Here is a 20714-nt window from a genome sequence, read left to right as displayed (position 1 = left end):
GCGCCATGATCGTGTCCTTGAAGAGCGGCGCCGACGCGGCGAACGTACTCAGGGAGCTGACGGGGCGGGGGCTCTGGGTTTCGCGCGTGGAGCGCAGTACGTCCGGCGGCGCCGTGCATTACGTCATCGCGCCGCATTCACAACCGGCGGATCCCGAGGATCTCGCCCGGATCGACGGCGTCGCCGAGGTGACGACGCCGAAGCCCGCGCACCCGCTCGTCTCGGCGCAGGGCCCGGTCGTCGACGTGGGCGGCTTGAAGGTAGGCACGGACAAACCGGTCTTCATGTGCGGCCCGTGCAGCCTCGAATCCGAGGCGCAGGTGCACGAGACGGCCGCCGTGCTCTCGTCGCTCGGCGTCTCGTTCATCCGCGGCGGCGCGTTCAAGCCGCGGACGAGCCCCTACGCGTTCCAGGGCCACGGCGACGTCGCGCTCGAATGGGTGCGGCGCGCGGCCGACGCGGCCGGCATGCGCGTCGTGACCGAGGCGCTCGGCGAGGGGCACGTCGCCACGGTCGCGGCGTACGCGGACCTCGTGCAGGTCGGCTCGCGCAACATGCAGAATTTTTCGCTGCTCAAGGCGATCGGCAAGACGGAGAAGCCGGTGCTCTTGAAGCGCGGGATGGCCGCGACGATCGAGGAGTGGCTGCTCGCCGGCGAGTACCTGCTCTCGCACGGCGCGAAGGGCGTGATCTTCTGCGAGCGGGGCATCCGCGGCTTCGATGATTCGACGCGGAACTTGCTCGACATCGGGGCCGTCGCGCTCCTCCGGTACGTGCATCGGCTGCCTGTCGTGGTGGATCCTTCGCACGGCCTCGGCCGGCGGGATCTCGTCGCGCCGCTCGGCCGCGCGGCGCTCTCGGCGGGCGCGGCGGGGCTCATGATCGAGACGCACCCCGATCCCTCGTCGGCGCTCTCGGACGGCCCGCAAGCGGTGCCGCTCGGCGAGCTCGGCTCGCTGCTCGGTCGGCTCGTCTCGACGGAGGAGGCCCGATGAATCGCTCGATCACGAGCCGCCTCAGCAAGTTCTACGAGCGCTCGCCCGAGGCGCGCCTCGTCGTGCTGCGGGAGATGGGCGCCGTCGATGACGTCTCGTTCGCGCACCTCGCGCGGGGCGGATCACTCGACGTCGCGGCGGCCGATCGCATGAGCGAGAACGTGATCGCGACGCACGCGCTCCCGCTCGGCGTGGGCTTGAACTTCGTGATCAACGGCCGCGACGTGCTCGTACCCATGGCCGTCGAGGAGCCGAGCGTCGTGGCCGCGGCGTCGAACGCGGCGCGCATGGTGCGCGCCTCGGGTGGGTTTTTCGGTGAGGCCGATCCGCCGATCATGACGGCCCAGATCCAGCTCGACGACGTGCCCGAGCCGACGGCGGCATGCGCGCGGATCCTCGAGGCGCGCGAGCGGCTCTCTGCGCTCGGCGACGCGTCGATCCCGCGCATGGTGGCGCGCGGCGGCGGCGTGCGTGATCTCGACGTGCGCGTGCTCGACGAGGCGCTCGGCGTGATCGTGCTGCACGTGCACGTCGACGTGGGCGACTGCATGGGCGCGAACACGGTCGACACGGTGGCCGAGGCCATGGCGCCCGCGGTGCACGAGATCACGGGCGGGACGATGGGGCTCCGGATCCTCACGAACTTGCCGCTTCGGCGGCTCGTGCGCGTGCGCGCGGAGGTGCGCGACGAGGACGTGGGCGGAGAAGAGCTCGCGACCGGCATCGCGCGCGCGAGCCGCTTTGCCGAGCTCGATGTCTTCCGCGCCGTCACCCACAACAAGGGCTTCATGAACGGGCTCGACGCGGCCGCGATCGCGCTCGGGCAGGATTTCCGGGCGATCGAGGCGGGCGCGCATGCGTTCGCCGCGCACCGCGGGCAGTACCGGCCGCTCAGCACGTGGAAGCGAAAGCCCGGCGGGCTCGTCGGGGAGGCGGAGCTGCCGCTCGCGGTGGGCACGGCGGGCGGTTTGTCGAGCGCGCATCCGGGCGTGCGCGCGGCGCTCGACATGCTGGGCGCGTCGAACGCAGGCGAGCTCGGCGTGGTGCTCGCGTCGGTGGGGCTCGCGTCGAACCTCGCGGCGCTGCGCGCGCTCGCGGGGGAGGGGATCCAGCGAGGTCACATGCGCCTGCACGAGCGCAAGCACAACGTACAGGTGACCGAGCCGCCGCCCGCGCTGAACGGGTCGCGAAGCGAGGTGGGACGATGAGCGAGGTATCGACGAAGGCTCCGCGCGCGGGCAGCGGCGAGATGTTCGACGCGATCGCGGCGCGTTACGACCTCTTGAACCGGATCCTCTCGCTCGGGATGGATCAAGGTTGGCGGCGCCGCGCCGTCGAAGCGCTCGCGCTGCGTTCGGGCGCACGCGTGCTCGATCTCGCCACGGGGACAGCCGATCTCGCGATGTCGATCGCGAAGTCGTACCCCGACGCCACGGTGGTCGGCCTCGATCCGTCGAGCGGCATGCTGGCCGAGGGCGCGCACAAGCTCGTGGCGGCCGGGCTCGAAGGCCGCGTCACGCTGCGTATCGGCGACGCGCAGGCCTTGCCGTTCGAGGACGCGAGCGTCGACGGCGTGGCCATCGCGTTCGGGATCCGCAACGTCCCCGATCGTGCGAAGGCGCTGCGCGAGATGGCGCGCGTCACGCGGCCGGGCGGGCGCGTCGTGATCCTCGAGCTCTCCGAGCCTCGCGCGGGCGTGATGGGCCTGCTCGCGCGTACGTACGTGCACGAGGTCGTCCCGCGCATCGGCGCGGCGCTCTCGGGGGCGAAGGAGTACCGCTATCTGCAGCGCTCGATCGAGGCGTTTCCCCCGCCCGACGTCTTCCGCCGGATGATGGGGGAGGCGGGCCTCTCCGTGCTCGAAGCTTCGCCGCTCACGTTCGGCGTCGCGCATCTCTTCGTGGGTACGCCGCTCGGGGAAGGGACGCGGCGGGAGGAGGCGTAAGTGTCTTCGGGCCTCGGAACAGACCTCCTCGCGCGGCTCTCGCGGGCCACGAGGAGAGGCGCGGGATCGGCCGGGGAGATCGTGGCCGTCGTGGCCCCCGCGCCGGTCGTGTCCGCGGCCCGGCTCGTCGCCGCGTGCGCGTCCGCCGCGCCGATCACGCTGTTCCAGGCGCCGCCGCGTGATGGCGAGGAGCCGATCGGCGTCGTGGGCTTCGGCGAGATCGCGCGGATCGAGGGGAGCGGACCCGAGCGGCTCGTGCAGGTCATGAGCGCGGCGCGGAAGCTGTTCGCGTCGCTGCGCGAGGAGCGTGATGCGGACGCGGGTGGCGCGCCGGGGCCACGGTTCGTCGGTGGTTTGTCTTTCCGGACCGAGGCGCGCCGCGAGCTGCCGTGGGCCGCGTTCGCGGACGCGAGTTTTTCCCTCGCGCGGTGGATCTACGTGACCCGTGGTGGCGAGGCTTGGCTCTGGCTTCTGGTGTGCGACGGGGATCTCGCGTCCGAGCGTCCTTCCATCGAAGCCGAGATCGCGTCGATCGAAGCGGCCTTCGTGATCGCGGCGCAGCCTTCGCAGGATGCGCCTCCGCGTGGGGCAGGGGAGGGCGCGCAGATCGAAGGGACGAGCCGCGAGGCGTTCTGCTCGCTGGTGCGCGAGGCGCTCGATGCCATCCATGCGCGCGAGATCGAGAAGGTCGTCCCCGTCGCTGCGAGCCGCGTCTGCACCGCTCGCCCCCTCGACGCGCGCGCCGCGCTTGCGCGTATCGCCGAGGCCTACGCCGAGACCACGCGGTTCGCCGTGCAGCGCGGAGATCGTGTCTTCCTCGGCGCCTCGCCCGAGCGGCTCGTCTCGCGCCGTGGTCGCATCGTCACCACGGATGGACTCGCCGGCACGGCGCGCCGCGGCGCCGACGATGCTTCTCTCGTGCGTGCGCTCCTCGCGAGCCCCAAGGAGCGGCGCGAGCACGCGCTCGTCGTCGAGGCCATCACGTCCGTGCTCGGCCCTCGTTGCGGCTCGCTCGACGTACCCGCGACGCCCACGATCCGCAGCTTGCCCAACGTCCATCACCTCTGGACGCCCATCCGCGGCGCCCTTCGCGACGACATGCACGTGCTCGCGCTCGTCGAGGCCTTGCACCCGACGCCGGCCGTCTCGGGCACGCCGCGGGAGCGCGCGACCGCTTGGATCGCCGCGCACGAGCCTGATGCGCGTGGCTGGTACACGGGCGCCGTCGGATGGTTCGACGCCGCCGGCGATGGTGATTTCGCGGTCGCCATCCGCGCCGGGATCGTCTCGCCGGACGAGGCCTGGCTCTACGCGGGCGCCGGGATCGTCGAGGGATCGGATCCGCCCACCGAGTACGCCGAGATCCGCGCGAAGCAGGCGCCCATGCTCGCGGCCCTGGGGATCTTATGAGCATCAACGATCACCTCGCCTGGGCCGAGACCTTCATGGCCGCGCTCGCCTCGGCCGGCGTGCGTGACGTCGTGGTTTGTCCAGGCTCTCGCTCCACGCCCCTCGCGCTCGCCGCCGACGTCACCGAGGGCCTGCGGATCCACACGGCGGTCGACGAGCGGGCCGCGGCCTTTTTCGCGCTCGGTCAAGCCCGCGTGACCCGCCTTCCGAGCGTCGTGCTCTGCACCTCGGGTACGGCCGGCGCGCACTTCATGCCCGCCGTGATCGAGGCCTCGCAGAGCCACGTTCCGCTCCTCCTCGTCACGGCCGACAGGCCCTGGGAGGCCGTCGACGTCGCCGCGCCGCAGACCATCGATCAGACCAAGCTCTTCGGCGCGCACGTGCGTTTCTTCGTGGAGCTCGGCCTGCCCGATCCCGGCGCGCCCCGCGAGGCCCCGGCGCGCGTCGCGATCCACGCCGCGACCCGCGCCCTCGGCCCCGATCCCGGCCCCGTGCACGTGAACGCGCGCTTCCGCAAGCCGCTCGAGCCTTCCCAGCCGTGGCCCGAGCCCGACCGATCCACGCGCCTCACCGACGTCCTTCGCCGCGGCACGACACGCGTCTTTCCGCCCCGGATCACGGCACCGCCCGAGGCCCTCGACGCCCTCGCCGCGAGCATCTCCCACACGGAACGAGGCCTCATCGTCTGCGGCCCCGCGCCCGTCGATCGCCCCGAATCCCCGCTGCGCGAGGCCGCCGTCGCGCTCGCTCGTGCCACCGGCTTCCCCCTCCTCGCCGAGACAACGAGCCAGGCCCGCTTCGGATCCTCCGCGCCGGACGTCGTCTCCTGCGCCGCCTTCGACTCCCTCTTGCGTGATTGCGCCTTCGCCGCGCGCCATGCGCCCGACGTCCTGATCGAGCTCGGCGCGCCCCCGACGTCCCAGGGGTATGCCGACTACCTCGGAAAACACCCGACCGCCGCGCGGTACGTCATCGCGCCCCACGGCTGGAACGATCCCTCGCAGGACGCGACGGCCCTCGTCCTCGCCGATCCCGCCGAGACTGCCCGCGCCCTCGCCGAGCGCCTCGGCCCTCCGCGCCGCTCCTCGCCGAGCGCCTGGGCCGAGAGCTTCCGCCGCGCCGACGCCCTCGTCTGGTCCCTCGCCGAGGCCCACGCCCCCGCGGTCCACCTCACCGAGGCCTCCGTCGCCCGCATCGTCATCGCCGCTTCCCCGGCCGGCGCGCTCTTCTCCGTCGGCAACAGCTTGCCCGTCCGCGACGTCGACCTCTGGGCCCCGCCTCGCTCGAACCCCCTCGGCGTCCTCCACCAGCGCGGCGCCAGCGGCATCGACGGCCTCGTCGCCTCCGCGGCCGGCGCGGCCAGCGTCGCAGGCAGGCCCGTCGTCCTCCTCCTCGGCGACACCAGCGTCCTGCACGACCTCACGAGCCTCTCGCTCGCGCGCCGTGCCCCCGTCCCCCTCGTCGTCGTCGTCGTCCAGAACCAGGGCGGCCGCATCTTCGAGCGCCTCCCCATCGCCCGCGCCGTCGACGTCGAGCGCTTCGATAAGTACTTCACGATGCACGAGCCCGTCGATCTTGCGCCGGCCGCGGCCGCGTTCGGCGTTCGGTTCGCCCGTGTCGGGAGCGAGCACGCCCTCGGCCGTGCGTTCGCCGAGGCCCTCCGGACGCCTGGCGCGACGCTGATCGAGGCCGTGGTCCCGCCGGACGACGGCCGCGCGCGTGTCACCCGCTTCCGGACCGAGCTCTCCGCCGCCCTCGCCCGCGAGGATCTTTCATGAGCCCCGAAAAGACCGCGACCCTCGGGTCCTTGCCTTCCGCTGCCTCCGCGCCCTCGATCCGCCCCGGCTCGGTCCGCGCCTGGGTGCTCGCTTGCCGCCCCGCCACCTTGACCGCCGCCGTCGTCCCCGTCGCCGTCGGCAGCGCCGTCGCGCACGCGAGCGGCTCCTTCCGCGCGCTCCCCGCGCTCGCGGCCCTGCTCGGCTCGATCCTCATCCAGATCGCCACGAACTTCGCGAACGACGTCTTCGACCACGAAAAAGGCGCCGACACCGAGGAGCGCCTCGGCCCGACCCGCGCCACCGCTACGGGCCTGCTCACCCCGCGCCAGGTCCGCGCAGGCCTCGCCGTCACGATCGCGCTGGCCCTGATCCCCGGCCTCTACCTCGCCTTCGTCGGCGGCTGGCCCATCGTCGCCATCGGCATCTCCTCGATCCTCGCCGGCATCGCCTACACCGGCGGACCGTATCCGCTCGGCTACCACGGCCTCGGCGACGTCTTCGTCTTCCTGTTCTTCGGCCTCGTGGCCGTCTGCGGCACCGCCTTCGTCCAGGTCGGCGGCGTCCCGCCCCTCGCCCTCCTCGCGGCCGTGCCCGTGGGCGCCCTCGCCACCGCGATCCTCGTGGTCAACAACGTCCGCGACCGCGAGACCGACGTGAAGGCCGGCAAGCGCACGCTGGCCGTTCGCTTCGGCCGCCGCGCCGGCATCCTCGAGTACGCCGCGCTCCTCGCGGCCTCCTACGCCGCGCCCGTCGTCTGCGTGGCCAGCCTCGGCCGCTCGCCGTGGGCCCTTTTGCCGCTCGTGTCCTTGCCCCTCGGCCTCGGCTTGCTCCGCGCCCTCGCCACGCAGGAAGGTCGCCCGTTGAACGCGGTCCTCGCGCGGACGGCGATGCTCCTCCTGCTGTTCGGCGTCCTGTTCAGCGTCGGGCTCGTGGTCGGGGGAGCGTAGGTGCGGATCCCGGGCGGCGCCGCGCATCCGGCGTACGGGCCGAACCGCCAGTTCGTGCGCCTCGGCCTGCGCGATGAGCACAGGCGCCTCGGGATCGGCGAAGCCTCTCCGCTGCCGCCGTTCCGCGCGGACGTCGCGTCGGCGCTCGCCGTCATCCTCGGCGAGTCCCTGCCGGACCTCGCCACGACGGCCGACGACCTCCCGCCGCGTGAGGCCGTCGCCGCCGCGATGGCGCCCGTCGAGCGCGCGCTCGCCCCGTACCCCGCGGCTCGGTTCGCCGTGGAGACGGCCCTCTTCGACGTCGTCGGCCAGAGACGCGGCCTCTCCGTGGCGGCCTGCCTCGCCGGCGCGGATCGCCTCGCGACGGTGCCCACGAACGCCCTGCTCGACGCCTCGGCGCCCGATCTCGTCGAGCGCGCCCGCGGGGTCGCCGAAACGGGCCTCCAGGCCGTGAAGGTCAAACTCCGCGCCCGGGACGAGCACGGCTTCGCGCGCGAGCTCGCCGCGCTTCGGGACTTGCGATACGCCCTCCCGCTGCCGTTCGAGCTTCGCCTCGACCCGAACGGCGCCTGGACGATCCCCGAGGCCCAGGAAAAACTCGCCCGCCTCGCCGAGGTCGCGCCTCGGTACGTCGAGCAACCCGTCCCGGCCGCGCTCTTGCCCGACCTCGGCCCCGCGGCCGTCCCCTGGGCCGCCGACGAGTCCTTGCTCCTCCCGGGCATGGCCGAGCGCCTCGCGCGCGCCGAGGGGTGCGCCGTGTTCATCCTGAAGCCCGCGGCCCTCGGTGGCCTCGATCGGGCGCTCGCCGTCGCCGCGATCGGCGCCGCGGCGGGCCTCGACCTCGTCGTCACGCACTTCGCCGACGGCCCGGTCGGCCTCGCCGCGGCCGCCGAACTCGCGCGCGCCTTGCCCAAGCCGCCGCTTGCTTGTGGGCTGGAACCCCATCCGGGGCTGTCGGCGTATCCGGCGATGGCGATCCCCCAGCGAGGGCGGCCGGGGACGGTTCGGGAGGCGGCGCTCCCGGGGCTCGGCTTCTCGGAGGAGGCCCGAACACGATGGATCACGACCGACTGAGCATTTTCGAGGCGATCCGGGCGCCGGGCGTCGCGGTCCAGCCGGCGCTGATCGAGGACGGCCGCGTCATCTCGTTCGGCGAGCTCGCGGCGCAGGTCGAACGCGTCGCGTCATCCCTCGTGGCCCAAGGACTCGGCCCGGGATGCCGCGCCGCGTTGCGAACGACGTGCGATGTCGGCACGGTCGTCACGATCCTCGCCTTGATCGAGCTCGGCGTCGCCCTCGTCCCGATCCACCCGCGGCTGACCGATGCAGAGGTACGCGTCATCACCGAGGATGCGCGTCCGGACCTTCAGATTTCGTCTTTCACCCTGAGCGATAACCGACCGAAACCTGGCGATTTCCAGCGCGCGATCGCCACCCCGTCCACGCCCCTCGCGATCCTCTACACCTCAGGCACGACGGGCCGCCCCAAGGGCGCCGTCCTCTCCCGCGGAGCGTTCGCCGCGAGCGCCGCGGCCAGCGCCAAAAACCTCGGCTGGACCCTCGACGACCGCTGGCTCGCCTGCATGCCGCTCGCCCATGTCGGCGGCCTCTCCATCGTGACGCGTTGCGTTGAGGCGCGTCGGCCCATCGTCCTCGAACCCCGCTTCGACCCCGACGCCGTCCTCCGCGCCATCCGCCGCGAGCGCGTCACCCTGCTCTCGGTCGTCCCGACCATGCTCCGCGCCCTCTTCGACGCCGACCGCGACGGCACCCTCGCCACGCTCCGCCTCGTCCTCGTCGGCGGCGCCGGCGCGCCCCCCGCGCTCCTCGAAGAGGCCGCCGCCCGCCGCGTCCTCGCCCTCACGACCTACGGCCTCACCGAAGCCTGCTCGCAGGTGACCTGCCAGCCCCTCCGCACCCCAGGAACCACCGAGCCAGGATCTGGAAAAGCGCTCCCTGGTGTGGAAGTGCGCACCATCCTCGACTCCGGTGCTCTCGCATCCCCCGGCGAAGTCGGCCGCATTCAAGTACGCGGCCCCACGCTCATGAGTGGCTACCTCGCCGGCCCCGGCGAGCCCCTGCGCACCTCGCTCACCTCGGACGGATTCTTCGACACCGGCGACCTCGGCGCACTCGACGACCAAGGCCGCCTCTTCGTCCACGCCCGCCGCACCGACCTCGTCGTCACCGGCGGCGAGAACGTCTACCCGGCCGAAGTCGAGCAGGCCCTCGAAGCGCTCCCCGGCGTCACGCGCGCCGTCGTCTTCGGCGTCCCGGACGAACGCTGGGGCCAGATCGTCGCCGCAGGCCTCGCCCTCGACCCGCCCGACCCGGCCCGCGCCGCCGCCCTCGTCGCCGAAGCCGGGGCGCGCCTCGCCCCCCATAAGCGCCCGCGCCTCGTCGCCGCCGTCGAATCCCTTCCGCTCACGGCCTCGGGCAAACTCGATCGCGCCCGCGCCATCCGCGAGCTCAGCCCGCGCCTTTCACCTGTGCCCCGACGGCCGTGAGCGCTGCCACGGCCTCCTCCGGGATGCCCCGCGATCGGAACGTCTCCCGATCGATGCACACGTGCACGGCTTGCCCGATCGCGAGCACGCGCCCCTGGGTCGAGCGCACGCGCGCCCCCACGTGCAGCGACCGGTCGCTCAGCACGAGCTTCACGATCTCGACGACCACGTCGTCGCCGAACCGCATCGGCCCGAGATAATCCGCCTCGGCGTGACCGAGCGGCATCCCCCACTTGCCCTCGCGGAGCACCGCCGCGAGGTCGATCCCCGCGCGCCGGAGGAGGCTCAGGAACGCGTCGTGGAAGTACTCGAGCACGCGGGCGAAGTAGATGATCCCGGCAGCGTCGACGTCCTGGAAGCGCACGGGGCGCGGTTCGGAATGAAGGACCGTGGAGGCGTGGACGAGCTCGTCGGGGGAGAGGCGCGGTCTGTCGGACATGGCCGGGAGCCTAGCGCAAGCGTGATATCGTCGCGTGTCGAAGCAGGGGACTTCGGAAAGAGGGGCGAGGATGCACGTAGGGATCTGCGGTTACCCGGGTTCAGGCAAGACGACGGTCTTTCGGGCGCTCGCGCCCGGCGGCAAGGCAGATCGCGAGATCGCCTACGGCAACATCAAGGTGCCCGACACACGCGTCGACTTCCTCGCCTCGATCTTCAGCCCAAAGAAGACGACCTACGCAGAGATCACGTTCGTCGACGTCGGCAGCGGGACACGCTCGGGCGGCGCCTTCCCGCCCGCAGTGCTGCAGGGCATGCGCAACGCCGACGTGATCGTGCACGTCGTGCGAGGCTTCAACAACCCCTCGCTCTCGACGCCGCCCGACCCGCCCCGCGACGAAAAGGCATTCGACGAGGAGCTGCTCCTGCTCGACCTCGGCACGCTGGAGAAGCGCAAGGAGCGCTTCAAAAAAGAGTCGAAGAAAGGCCCCGAGGTCGAGGTGAACACGAAGATGATCGAGCACCTCGAAAAGAGCGAGCCGCTGCGCACACTGGAGCTCTCGGAGGAGGAGCTGCGCGCGCTCGGCCCAGGAATCCAGCTCCTCTCGATGCAGCCGCTCATCACGCTCTACAACCTCTCCGAAGAGGCGTGGAACGATCCGGCGCGCGCAGATCTGCGCGAGACGAAGCACGGCAAGCAGTGGGTGAAGATGGCGCTCTGCGGCTCGATCGAAGCGGAGATCGCAGCCTTGCCAGCCGAGGAGCAAAAAGACTTCCTCGAAGGACTCGGCCTCGGCGAGCCCGCGCGCAACGTCTTCGTGCGCGAGGCCTACCGCCTGCTCGACTACATCAGCTTCCTGACCGCAGGCCCCGACGAGTGTCGCGCCTGGCCGATCCGCCGCGGCACGAACGCAAAGCGCGCCGCAGGCAAGGTGCACTCGGACCTCGAACGAGGTTTCATCCGCGCGGAGATCTACAGGCCAGAGGACCTGGAAATCGCTCGCACCGAGGCCGCCCTGAAGGCCCAGGGCAAGATGCGGCTCGAAGGGAAGGACTACATCGTCAAGGACGGCGACGTCGTGCACTTCCGCGCAGGGACCTGAGTCTCTTCGTGGGGCCGCTGCGCTGGGGCGTTGCCCCAGGCCCCAGCAGGGGCTGTCCGCCCCTGCACCCGGACCAGCGCAAGCGCTGGACTCGGGGTCGATGAACTGCGCAACGCGCAGTTCATCGAACAGGCCAGGTCAAGACCAGCGACGACCCTGCCAAGCCAAGACCGCAGCGCTGACGTTTCAACCGGCAACGTGCCGCTGCGTGCGACGACCTTCGCGGTCTTGCCACCGGCCGTTGGAAGAACTGCGCATCGCGCAGTTCTTCCACCAAAGGTCCAGGGCTTGCCCTGGTTCGGGTCGAGGGGCGAACAGCCCCCGCGGGGCCCGGGGCAGCGCCCCGGCGCGACGCCGCCTCTCGGACTACGCGACCGCCACCGTCTCGGCGGGTTTGTCCTTCGAGGACTTCGCGTTCTCGTTGACCTTGACGCTCACGATGCGCGACACGCCCGGCTCTTGCATCGTCACGCCGTAGAGCACGTCGACGGACTGCATCGTGCGCTTGATGTGCGTGATCAGGATGAACTGCGAGTGTGCCGTCATCGAGCGGATCGCCTCGTTGTAACGAGCGACGTTTGCTTCATCGAGTGGCGCGTCGACTTCGTCGAGCACGCAGAACGGTGAGGGCTTGAACTGGAAGATGGCGAAGATGAGGCTCACGGCTGTCAGCGCCTTCTCGCCGCCGCTCATGAGCTCGATGTTGCCGAGCTTCTTGCCCGGCGGCTGCGCGAGGATCTCGATGCCCGTCTCCAGCATGTCCTCGGGGTTCGTCAGCCGTAGCTCCGCCGCGCCGCCGCGGAACATCTTGGGGAAGAGTGCCTTGAAGCGCGCGTTGATTGCGTCGAACGTCGTCTTGAAGAGCTTCTTGCACTCGCGGTTCATCTGCGCGATCGCCTTCTCCAGATCGGAGAGTGCGCTCTCGAGATCGTCCTTCTGCTGCGCGTAGTACTTGTGCCGCTCCTCGGCCTCGGCGTACTCGCGCATCGCGTCGAGGTTCACCGGACCCATGCGATCGAGCAGCTCGCCGAGCTCCTGGATGCGCGCCCGGTGCTGTTGATCGACCGGCGCGCGCTTGTGGTAGTCGCCCACGACCGTTGGCAGATAAAGCCCGCGGAACTTTTCGCGCACGCCCTCGATGAGGTGGTTCTCCTCGATGTCGAGCCGTGCGAGCGCCATCTCGTGCTGCCGCAGTTTTTCCGTGGCCTCCGTGAGGTCCTGACGGAGGCCCTTCAGATCGGCTTCCTTCGCCGCGAGGATCTGCCGCGCCTCTTCCAGCCTGCGCCGCGCATCCTCGAGCGACGTGTGCGCCTTTTGCGCCCGCTGCACTGCGTCGTCGAGCTTCTCCCGCGACAGCATCATCGTCGCCGCTGCGACGCCCGCGCCCTCTGCGCAGTCCGTCCGCTCCCCGTCGAGCCGCGCGATCCGCCCGGCGAGCTCGTCGCACGACCGCGCCAAACGCTCGACCGTCGACCGCGCCGCCGTTGCCCGCTCGCGCACGCGCGCCAGGCGCACCTTGCGCTCGGTCACCACCGACTGCTGCGCGATCACGCGCTCCTTCCACTCGGCCGCGAGCTCCTCGCTCGTCGCGAGCCTCCCGCCGACCTCCTCGCGGAGCCGCCGGCCCTCTTCGAGTTTTTCGCGGGCCTCTTCCTGCTCGCCGCCCGCGTTCTCCAGCGCGCCCATGATCTCTTCGAGATCCCGCTGGACCGCGCTGCGCCGCTTCTGCGAAGCCGCGAGCTGCTCCTCCGCGCGCCGCAGATCCTTCTCGGCCGTCACGAGCGCGATCTCGCTCGTGTGCGCCTCGCTCCGCGCCTTGTCCACGGCTGCCGTCAGCTCCGCGATGCGTTGCCGCTCGGCCGTCTGCGCTTCGAGCAGCGCCGTCACCTGATCGCCGAGCTTCGCCACGACGTCGTGCAGCTCGCGGATCTCCCGCTTCTGCTCCAGCATCCCCGCCGCCACCGCGTCGCCCGCGCCGCCGCTCACCGTTCCATCCGGACGAACCACCGTCCCGTCGAGCGAGACGAGCGTCACCGTCGCTCCCGACGTCGCGAGCTGGATCGCCGCCTCCGCCGTGCGCACGACGACCGCGTCGCCCACGAGCGCCCGCACGAGCGGCTCGTCCTCCGCGGAGAACCGCAGCCGCTCGAACAGCGGGCCCACCACGTCTTCGCCCGTCGGCAGCGACGTCGGCCCGCCCGCCACGTACCGCGGCCGCGCCGGCACGAGCGTCGCGCGCCCTTGTTTCTTCGCGGCGAGATCGCCGAGCAGCGCCGACGCGCGCTCCGTGTTCGTCACGACGATCGCCTGCAGCTTGTCGCCGAGCAGCGCCGCGAAGGCCGGGAGCAGCTCGGAAGGCGCCTCGATCCGATCGGCCACGAGGCCCACGATCGACGGATCCTTCGTCTTGAGCAGGCTCTTCGGCCCCGCGCCCACGCCTTCGAGCCGCGCGTGGATCTCTTCGAGCGCGCGCAAGCGGCTGCGCTTCTGGTTGTGCTCGTTTTTCGCCTGCTCGACCTTGCGGTCGCTCGCGACCGCCTGCTCGCGGAGCGTCTTCGCCTCGTTTTCGAGCGCGGCCCGCTGCTCGATCGACGTCTTCTTCTGCGCGGCGAGCTCCGCGACCTGCGCCGCGAGGACCTCGCGCTTCTTTTCGAGCTCTTCCAGCTCGTAGACGAGCCGCCCGTGCTCGTCGTCGAGCTTCTCGCGGCGCACCATCATGTCCGAGAAGCGCCGCTCGTAGCCCGTCAGCATCGCCTCGGCCGCCGCGACCTTCGCCGCCGCGTCCGCCGCCTGCTTGCGCAGCCGCGAAGCCTCCTGCTCGGCCTCCTTCTCGCCTGCGCGCACCTCTTCGAGCCGCTCGTGCTCTTCGAGGGCCTCGCGGTTCTCGCGCTGCTCCTCGGACGCCACGTTTTCGAGCTGCTTTTCGAGCTCCGCGCGCTCGACCCGCAGATCCGCGATCGTCTTCTCCAGGTCCTGCTGCTCGATCGTCGCCGCGGCCCTGCGCTCTTCGAGGTGCTTGAACCGATCCTTGGCGCGGGCGAGCTCGGCCTGGAACGTGCGCACGTCGTTGTCGGCGGAGAACGCCGCGTTTTGCGCCTTCTCGGCCTGCTCCTCGCTCTGGTGCGCGGCGAGCCTTTGCACTTCGAGCTCGGCGTCGCGCGCGGCGAGCGCCGTGCGAGAAGCGAGGACTTTTTCGGCGTACTCGGCCCGCGCGCCGGTCTCGCGTTGCCTGAGCACGATGATCTCGAGGAGCTTGTGCGAGGCCTCGTGCAGCATGAGGTCCTCGAGCTCCTTGCGGTAGGCGATGTAGCGCTCCGCCTTCGCGGCCTGGCGCTTGAGCGACGAGAGGCTGCGCGAGATCTCCGAGACGATGTCGCCGATACGCAGCAGGTTCTGCCGCGTCTGGTCCATCTTCTGCTCGGCCTGCTTCTTCCGGGCCTTGTACTTCGTGATGCCCGCGGCCTCCTCGATCAGCATGCGCCGATCCTCGGGCCGGGCCGACACGATGAGGCCGATCTTGCCCTGCTCGATGATCGAGTACGCCTTCGTGCCGACGCCGGTGCCGAGGAAGAGATCCGTGATGTCCTTCAGGCGGACCTGCGTCTTGTTGATCAGGTACTCGCTCGTCCCGTCGCGGTAGAGCCGGCGAGTCACGGCGATCTCGGCGTATTCCTTGTATTCGAGCGGGAGCTGCTGGGCGAGCTCGGGGTCGGTGTTGTCGAAGGTGAGCGTGACCTCGGCCATGCCGTGCGGCCCGCGCGTCTCCGACCCATTGAAGATGACGTCGGCCATGCTGCGGCCGCGCAGGTGCTTGGCGCTCTGCTCGCCCATGCACCAGCGGATGGCGTCGACGATGTTCGACTTGCCGCATCCATTCGGGCCGACGATGCCCACGACGTCGACGTCGAAATGGATCACCGTCCGGTCGACGAACGACTTGAAGCCGGCAATCTCGAGCTTGCGAATACGCATCCGACGTCACCGGCGATGGGAACGGTCACATGGCGTCACATAATGCCACGTACCGCCACGCATCGCGCAAGGCTAGGGTTACACCCGCCGGGGGGGCGCGGCAAGGTGTTCATCTGTTCGGGTCGCCGGGCCGCCGGGGTGGCGCCCTACGCCAAAAACCTCAGGGCGATGCCCGGGACGTACGGCGTGGGCACGAAAGGGCTAGCCACCGGGTCCCTGGGTGGCCAGAATGGCTGGCAGTCGCCCTGGCGCCTTGACAGGCGTCCAACGAAGCCGTACCTGCACGGCGAAATTCCGAGAGGTATTCTTTATGCCTACCTACGAGTACGCCTGCACGTCCTGCACTCACGAGTGGGAAACCGAGCAGTCGATTCGTGAAGATCCCCTCAAGGAGTGCCCGAGCTGCCACAAGGAAACCGCCCGACGGCAGATTTCCCGCGGCACGGGCTTCATCCTGAAGGGAGGCGGCTGGTACGCCGACCTCTACAGCTCGTCCAGCAACAAGTCGTCGTCCAAGTCCGAGAGCAGCACAAGCTCCTCCGAGAGCAGCTCGTCCTCGTCGACCTCGTCCTCGGAGAGCTCGTCGAGCACGTCGTCGACGTCCTCGACGGCCACGCCCTGATCCAGCGCGAGCCCCGCGCGCCGCGGGCTTCTCGTCCCAACGCGCGTGACTTGGGGGCCGCTCTCTTAGGGAGCGTCGCCCCCAAGCGTGTACGGTAACGCCGCCCCGCGTCGGTCCGAGGAATGCTAGGTTGTCGGGGTATGGACGAGAGAAAGCGGCTCGATGAGCTTCGTGCGCAGCTCGCGGAGATCGATCATCAGATGCTCCGCCAGCTGGAGCGGCGCGCGCGTGTCGCCCAGGACATCATCAAGCTGCGCAGCGGGACTGCTCGTTTTGCGCCCATCGCAGACGGGCAACACTTGCTCGCTCTCGAACGAGCCGCCGAGCCGCCGCTGCCGCAAAGCGCAGTCCGGACAGCCTTCGCCGCCATCGACGCCGCCTGCCGCGTCTTCGAGGTGGCGCCGCGGGTCGTGTTCCTCGGCTCCGAAGGAAGCTTCGGCTGGATGGCCGCGCGCGAGCACTTCGGCCCGAGCGCCGAGCTCGTCCGCGGCGAGACCGTCCTCAGCGCCCTCGACGAGGTCGCCCGCGAGCGCGCCGAGTTCGCCGTCGTGCCCTACGAGTCGCTCGAGGACGGCCCGATCTTCCCGACCATCCAGGGCATCGCCGCCGCAGATCTGAAGCTCGTCGGCGAGCACGAGCTGTCGCAGGTGCTGATCCTCGCGAACGCCACGGGGAGCCCGAGCGACATCGAGAAGATCTTCGTCACGCCGCAGGATCACGGAGCCACGGTCCGATACCTCGAGTCGAACCACCCAGGGACGGCCGTCGCCGACGTGCGCTCGCCGTTCGCCGCCGTCGAGCTCGCCGCAGAGAACCACGGCAGCGCCGCGATCGTCCCGCGCGGGGCGCTCGCCCCCGACGCGCCGGTGCGCGTGGCGCGGGAGAACATCGGCGATCAAGGCGAGGTGCGCATGCGGTACGGCGTGGTCTCGCGCCTGCCAGCGCCGCGCTCGGGCTCCGACGCGACCGCGCTCCTGTTCGGCGTGCACGACAAGCCGGGCGCGCTGCACGAGATCCTCCAGCACTTCAAGGAGCGGAGCTGCAACCTGCGCCGCATCCAGTCGCGGCCCGTGCCGGGCGAGGGCTGGGAGTACGTGTTTTACGTCGAGGTCTTCGGCCACGTGACCGACCGAAACCTCGTCGCCGCCCTCGAGGGGATCAAGCGAGAGGCGAAGATGCTCAAGATCGTGGGCTCTTTCCCGCTCGAGCGGCCCACGCACCGAACGACCGAGGCGGAGGATCGTCGTCGAACGTCATGACCTTTGCGGCCCGTCGCGCCCACCCGGGGCGCTTCTTCGCTTTCGCCCTCTCCGCCACGCTCCTCGCCCTCGGGCCCTCCGGCTGCAGAGGCGGCGAACAGAACCTCGTCCTCGTCGGCGGCCGGCAGGTCGATCCGGCAGTGATCGATCGAGACCCCGTCGCACTGTTGCCGAGTAACCCCGTGATGCTCGGCTACCTCGACGCGGCAGCCATGTTCCAGTCGAGCCTCGGCCCAGACGTTGGCTCGATCATCGCGGCGGTGCTGCCACTCGGCCCCGAGTCGAACTTCGTCGCATCGCGCGACGTGACGCGCATCTACAGCGGGGTCTACGCGATGCAAGGCGCGGACTTCTGCGCGGTGGTCCAGGGCAACTTCGACGTCGCCTCGATCCACCGCGCAGCCGAAGCGCGCACGAAGGTGAGCTCAGGCCTGCCACTCGTGCGCTCGCGCTACGCGGACATGGACCTGTACACCGCAGGGAACGTGGGCTTCGTGCTGCTCACGCCGCACACGGCGCTCACAGGCAACGAGACGGGCATGCGTCGCGCGCTCGATCGGCTGCGAACCTCGGAGATCAAGCGCTCGGTGGCGCCGTGGATGATCGAGCTTCTGAACACGCCGAACGCAGCGTTCGCCCTCGCAGGCGACATCAGCGGGCAAGGGACGGTCGAAGCCGCGACGCAGAAGATGCCCTTCCTGACAGGCCTGCAGAAGGTGCGGACGATCGGCAATTTCCAGCCGCCAGGCATGAACTTCGCCGGGTCGCTGACGTACGCAGACGCAGCGTCGGCGGCAGCCGGGACGACGAACCTCGCAGATCTGCAGAAGCTGACGGGCTTCATGGGACTTCTGTCGTCCCTCGGGCTCATGGGCCCAGTGCCACAGATGCAGGCGGCACAGCGCGAGAACGACGTCGCATTCACGATGCCCGTCGACACGTCGTTCGCACGGTTTCTGCTGGGAATGCTCGGCGATGTCGCAAAGAAGGCGACGGCAGGGCAGGCGCCGTCGAGCGGGTGGGTCTGGCCGCTCTTGACGCGCTGAGGCTGGCAACGTGTCGCCGGGGTTTCACCCCGGACCCCGTCTGGTCAACGATGGGGCTACGCTCGGCAAGCCGAGCTACGCCCCAAACCCCGGGGTTGTCCACCCCTGGACCCGGACCAGGCACGGCCTGGACCGGGGGTGGATGAACTGCGCGATGCGCAGTTCATCCAGCGGGCCCGTTGGCAAGACCAGGAACGACCTCGCCAGCCGAGACGGCAGCGCTGCCGCCTCCCAGCGGACACGTCAGCCCTGCTGCCTTGGCTGGCCAGCCCCTTGCCAGTCTTGCCTCGGCCTGTTCGATGAACTGCGCATCGCGCAGTTCATCGACCCCGAGTCCAGCGCTTGCGCTGGTCCGGGGTGCAGGGGGCGGACAGCCCCCTGCTGGGGTGCGGGGCAACGCCCCGCTCCGCGCGCATCCGCTCAATCCGACGACGACCAGTCCGACGTGGTCGGCGGCGCCGGCTTTCGGCGCGGTTTTTCCGGCGTCGCCGCGTGCAGATCGATCCGCCGCGCGTCGTCGGACAGCCGCCACGCCAGGATCTGGAAGAGGCCTAGCGCGGAGAGCCCCGTCGCGGCGCCGAATGCCACGGCGGCGAGGATCGTACTCGTCGCGCTTTGCCACGTCGCGAACGCGCCGGGCCGGCTCAGGTCCGACAGCGCGAGCTCCGCGCCCAGGCCGCAGAGCACGCCAAGGCCCACGTACGTTCCTGCGCCCGTCGTCTCCGAGCCCATGAAGCCCACGAGTGCCGCGGCGACCACCACGATTGCGACGAACGAGCCGGCCGTCGCGAGTTCCGGCGAGAGCTGGGCCAAGCGCAAGACCGTCAGGGCCACGAATGGCAGGGCGCAGAGGAATGCGCCGGCGAGCAGCCATCGGGCTCCGGCGTAAGCGCGGTAGCGGGCGCGAAAGAGCAGCGCAGCGGGCAAGGTCGTCGCGGCGAGCAGGCGCGCGAAGCCGAGGAGAGGCGCGTTTGCCGCGATGCCTGCGGCTGGCCCGGCGCCGCCGAGGCCCACGAGCGCCGTGAGCATGCCGAGCACGAGCATGGCCACCCCGCGATGGCGGTAACTCACGCGGGTGAGCGCGGCTGCGAGCGTGACGCCGCCGAGCAGGAAACACGGGAGCGCCGCGACTGTACCGCCGGGACGCACGCCCACGAGTGGCAACGCGCCGAGCCCCGCGAAGCCGAGGCCCACGGCGGCGCACCAGAACCGCGCGGCCTGCCGCGAGGGCTCGATGGGCGCGAGGTCCTCCATGAGCGCCTCGGACGCGAGCAGCGGCTTGGCTGGCGTCTCGCGCGGGCGCTCCTCGCTGCGCGGCGAGGATGGAGCGAGCGAAGGCGGTGGAGAGGATGTCGTCGCCGAGGTCGCCGGGAAGGGCGTCGTCTCGGCGGAAGAGGCGACCTTGCGGGAGACCCCGCTCACGGCGACGCCGTCGGAGGAGGCTTCGACGCCGTCTGCCACGGCTGCCGCGCCGTCTGCCACGGCCGCGAGGTCTCGCGGCTTCGAGCGTGGTGCGCTTGCGGGCGCCTCGGCGGGCTCGACTTCGGCGAGTGCCTTTGGGGCCATCGCGGCGGCGGGGTCGCTGCGGCGTGCCGATGGCGGCGGTTCGCTGCTCGTCGTCCCGGTGGAGGCCGTCCTCGACGAGGCCGGGCTGTCCATGTTCTGCGCTGGAGAGGCCATCTGGATCGCCCGCGGTCGATCAGGTACCGCCCGGAGCATACCCCCGGAGGGCGTCGAGCGTCGTGGGGTTTTCGGCGAAGGCGAGGCGGGCGACAAGGGTGCGAGCGAATTCTCGCACACTCTGGAAGCCCTGGGGATCCGTCCGTAACGTCGATTCGTCCATGTAGAGCCGTCGAGAGATCTCGACCTGGATGGCGTGGATGCCGCTTGCCGGGGTCCCGTAGTGGCCCGTCGAGAATCCACCGCGATAGGGGTCGTCGTGGCGCACTGTGTAGCCGCAAGACCGCGCGTGTCGATCCACCATGTCGATGACCGCGGCGGAGGCGGTTGTCCGGCCGCGGGTGCCGGGGACGATGTCGGCCCGGGCGACGCCGGCGTTTTCGTGGCCGCGGCGGGCCAGGCTCGGCATCGAGTGGGCGCAGAGCAGGATGGCGAAGCCGAACCGGGCGCGCTTGCGGGCGAGCAGTTGTTCGAGGACGCGGTGGTAGGGACGGTAGACGAGGTCGAGGCGGCGCTCGAGCTCGGCGCGGGGGAGCCTGCGCGACAGGATGGGCTCGCCGTCCGTGGTGAGGCGCCAGATGAGGCCACGGGGCCAGGGCGCGCGGCCTCCGCCGTCGACGGCGTCGTGGTCGACGTCCTGCTCGCCGCGGTTGAGGTCGACCACGTACCGGCTCGCCCGGGCGTAGAGCAGCGTGGCGCCTTCGACGGGCGCGTCCTCGAAGAGGGCGTCGACGTGCAGGTCCGCGTCGCGGGCGATGCTGCGTGCGGGCGCGATGGTGAACGACAGGGTCTCGGCGTCGAGGGACAGACCCGCGTGGGGGACCTCGACGACCACGGGGGTCTCGCCCCCTTTGGGTTCGATGACCTCGAACTGGGTGCTGGGCGGCATCGCTCCGCCGGCGGAGCGGAGCCCCCAATCGTCGTATCGGGGATCGACCACGGCGAACACTCTTACCCCATAAAGCGCCCGGCCGCAGGTGAAGCGCTCGAAGGAGCACGGAAGGGCCTCTTG

General features: G+C 70.9%; 16 protein-coding genes and 1 pseudogene. 12 read left to right on the top strand and 5 right to left on the bottom strand.

Annotated features, from left to right (window positions below):
• Nucleotides 1-5: 5 nt before the first annotated feature.
• The 8 genes from aroF to QHF84_RS00105 are packed head-to-tail and all read left to right on the top strand — an operon-like array spanning nt 6 to nt 9582.
• Nucleotides 6-995, top strand: coding sequence for a 3-deoxy-7-phosphoheptulonate synthase (gene aroF, locus QHF84_RS00140; RefSeq protein ID WP_281311057.1), 990 nt, complete (start codon nt 6-8; stop codon nt 993-995).
• Complete coding sequence (locus tag QHF84_RS00135) at nt 992-2203, top strand: hydroxymethylglutaryl-CoA reductase, degradative (RefSeq protein ID WP_281311056.1); 1212 nt, start codon at nt 992-994, stop codon at nt 2201-2203. Before aroF ends, QHF84_RS00135 begins: the two co-directional genes overlap by 4 nt.
• Nucleotides 2200-2940 (top strand): bifunctional demethylmenaquinone methyltransferase/2-methoxy-6-polyprenyl-1,4-benzoquinol methylase UbiE, encoded by a 741-nt coding sequence (gene ubiE / locus QHF84_RS00130; protein WP_281311055.1) that lies wholly within the window; start codon nt 2200-2202, stop codon nt 2938-2940. Before QHF84_RS00135 ends, ubiE begins: the two co-directional genes overlap by 4 nt.
• A complete protein-coding gene (locus tag QHF84_RS00125; RefSeq protein ID WP_281311054.1) occupies nt 2941-4350 on the top strand; it encodes an isochorismate synthase in 1410 nt (469 codons plus the stop codon). It begins immediately after the preceding gene.
• A complete protein-coding gene (menD, locus tag QHF84_RS00120) occupies nt 4347-6128 on the top strand; it encodes a 2-succinyl-5-enolpyruvyl-6-hydroxy-3-cyclohexene-1-carboxylic-acid synthase (protein WP_281311053.1) in 1782 nt (593 codons plus the stop codon). The genes QHF84_RS00125 and menD overlap by 4 nt, the downstream gene beginning before the upstream one ends.
• On the top strand, nt 6125-7075 hold the full coding sequence (locus tag QHF84_RS00115; protein ID WP_281311052.1) for a 1,4-dihydroxy-2-naphthoate polyprenyltransferase: 951 nt from the start codon (nt 6125-6127) through the stop codon (nt 7073-7075). The genes menD and QHF84_RS00115 overlap by 4 nt, the downstream gene beginning before the upstream one ends.
• Nucleotides 7076-8149 (top strand): enolase C-terminal domain-like protein, encoded by a 1074-nt coding sequence (locus tag QHF84_RS00110; protein WP_281311051.1) that lies wholly within the window; start codon nt 7076-7078, stop codon nt 8147-8149.
• Nucleotides 8131-9582, top strand: a complete 1452-nt coding sequence (locus QHF84_RS00105; RefSeq protein WP_281311050.1) for an AMP-binding protein — start codon at nt 8131-8133, stop codon at nt 9580-9582. The genes QHF84_RS00110 and QHF84_RS00105 overlap by 19 nt, the downstream gene beginning before the upstream one ends.
• On the opposite strand, the gene QHF84_RS00100 is transcribed toward QHF84_RS00105, so the two are convergent.
• Complete coding sequence (locus tag QHF84_RS00100; RefSeq protein ID WP_281311049.1) at nt 9545-10021, bottom strand: thioesterase family protein; 477 nt, start codon at nt 10019-10021, stop codon at nt 9545-9547. The two genes, QHF84_RS00105 and QHF84_RS00100, sit on opposite strands and share 38 nt — an antisense overlap.
• 70 nt (nt 10022-10091) lie before the next feature.
• Between QHF84_RS00100 and QHF84_RS00095 the strand changes: the two genes are divergently transcribed.
• On the top strand, nt 10092-11123 hold the full coding sequence (locus tag QHF84_RS00095; protein ID WP_281311048.1) for a DUF933 domain-containing protein: 1032 nt from the start codon (nt 10092-10094) through the stop codon (nt 11121-11123).
• A 366-nt stretch (nt 11124-11489) separates the two neighbouring features.
• Here QHF84_RS00095 and smc read toward each other — a convergent pair whose 3' ends face one another.
• Entirely contained in the window at nt 11490-15095 is a 3606-nt protein-coding gene (gene smc / locus QHF84_RS00090) for a chromosome segregation protein SMC (protein WP_281311047.1), read from the bottom strand.
• Between the two features lie 229 nt (nt 15096-15324).
• Here smc and QHF84_RS50210 point away from each other — a divergent pair.
• Nucleotides 15325-15552: pseudogene (locus tag QHF84_RS50210) on the top strand (zinc ribbon domain-containing protein); the annotation flags it as partial.
• A 26-nt stretch (nt 15553-15578) separates the two neighbouring features.
• Here the strand turns inward: QHF84_RS50210 and QHF84_RS00085 are convergent.
• Nucleotides 15579-15710, bottom strand: coding sequence for a hypothetical protein (locus QHF84_RS00085; protein ID WP_281311046.1), 132 nt, complete (start codon nt 15708-15710; stop codon nt 15579-15581).
• A 147-nt stretch (nt 15711-15857) separates the two neighbouring features.
• Between QHF84_RS00085 and QHF84_RS00080 the strand changes: the two genes are divergently transcribed.
• Together QHF84_RS00080 and QHF84_RS00075 are read left to right on the top strand one after the other, a co-directional pair.
• Entirely contained in the window at nt 15858-16976 is a 1119-nt protein-coding gene (locus QHF84_RS00080) for a prephenate dehydratase domain-containing protein (RefSeq protein ID WP_281311045.1), read from the top strand.
• A complete protein-coding gene (locus QHF84_RS00075) occupies nt 16973-18022 on the top strand; it encodes a hypothetical protein (RefSeq protein ID WP_281311044.1) in 1050 nt (349 codons plus the stop codon). The genes QHF84_RS00080 and QHF84_RS00075 overlap by 4 nt, the downstream gene beginning before the upstream one ends.
• Nucleotides 18023-18442: 420 nt before the next feature.
• Here the strand turns inward: QHF84_RS00075 and QHF84_RS00070 are convergent, their stop codons facing one another.
• Both QHF84_RS00070 and QHF84_RS00065 read right to left on the bottom strand, forming a co-directional pair.
• Nucleotides 18443-19588, bottom strand: coding sequence for a hypothetical protein (locus QHF84_RS00070; RefSeq protein ID WP_281311043.1), 1146 nt, complete (start codon nt 19586-19588; stop codon nt 18443-18445).
• Nucleotides 19589-19721: 133 nt separating this feature from the next.
• Nucleotides 19722-20642 carry an N-formylglutamate amidohydrolase gene (locus tag QHF84_RS00065; protein ID WP_281311042.1) on the bottom strand — a complete coding sequence of 307 codons (921 nt, stop codon included), beginning with the start codon at nt 20640-20642 and terminating at the stop codon, nt 19722-19724.
• Between the last annotated feature and the right edge of the window lie 72 nt (nt 20643-20714).

The organism is Polyangium sp. y55x31, from assembly GCF_029946505.1.
Lineage (GTDB): Bacteria > Myxococcota_A > Polyangia > Polyangiales > Polyangiaceae > Polyangium.
This window is presented reverse-complemented; position numbering and strand designations above follow the sequence as displayed.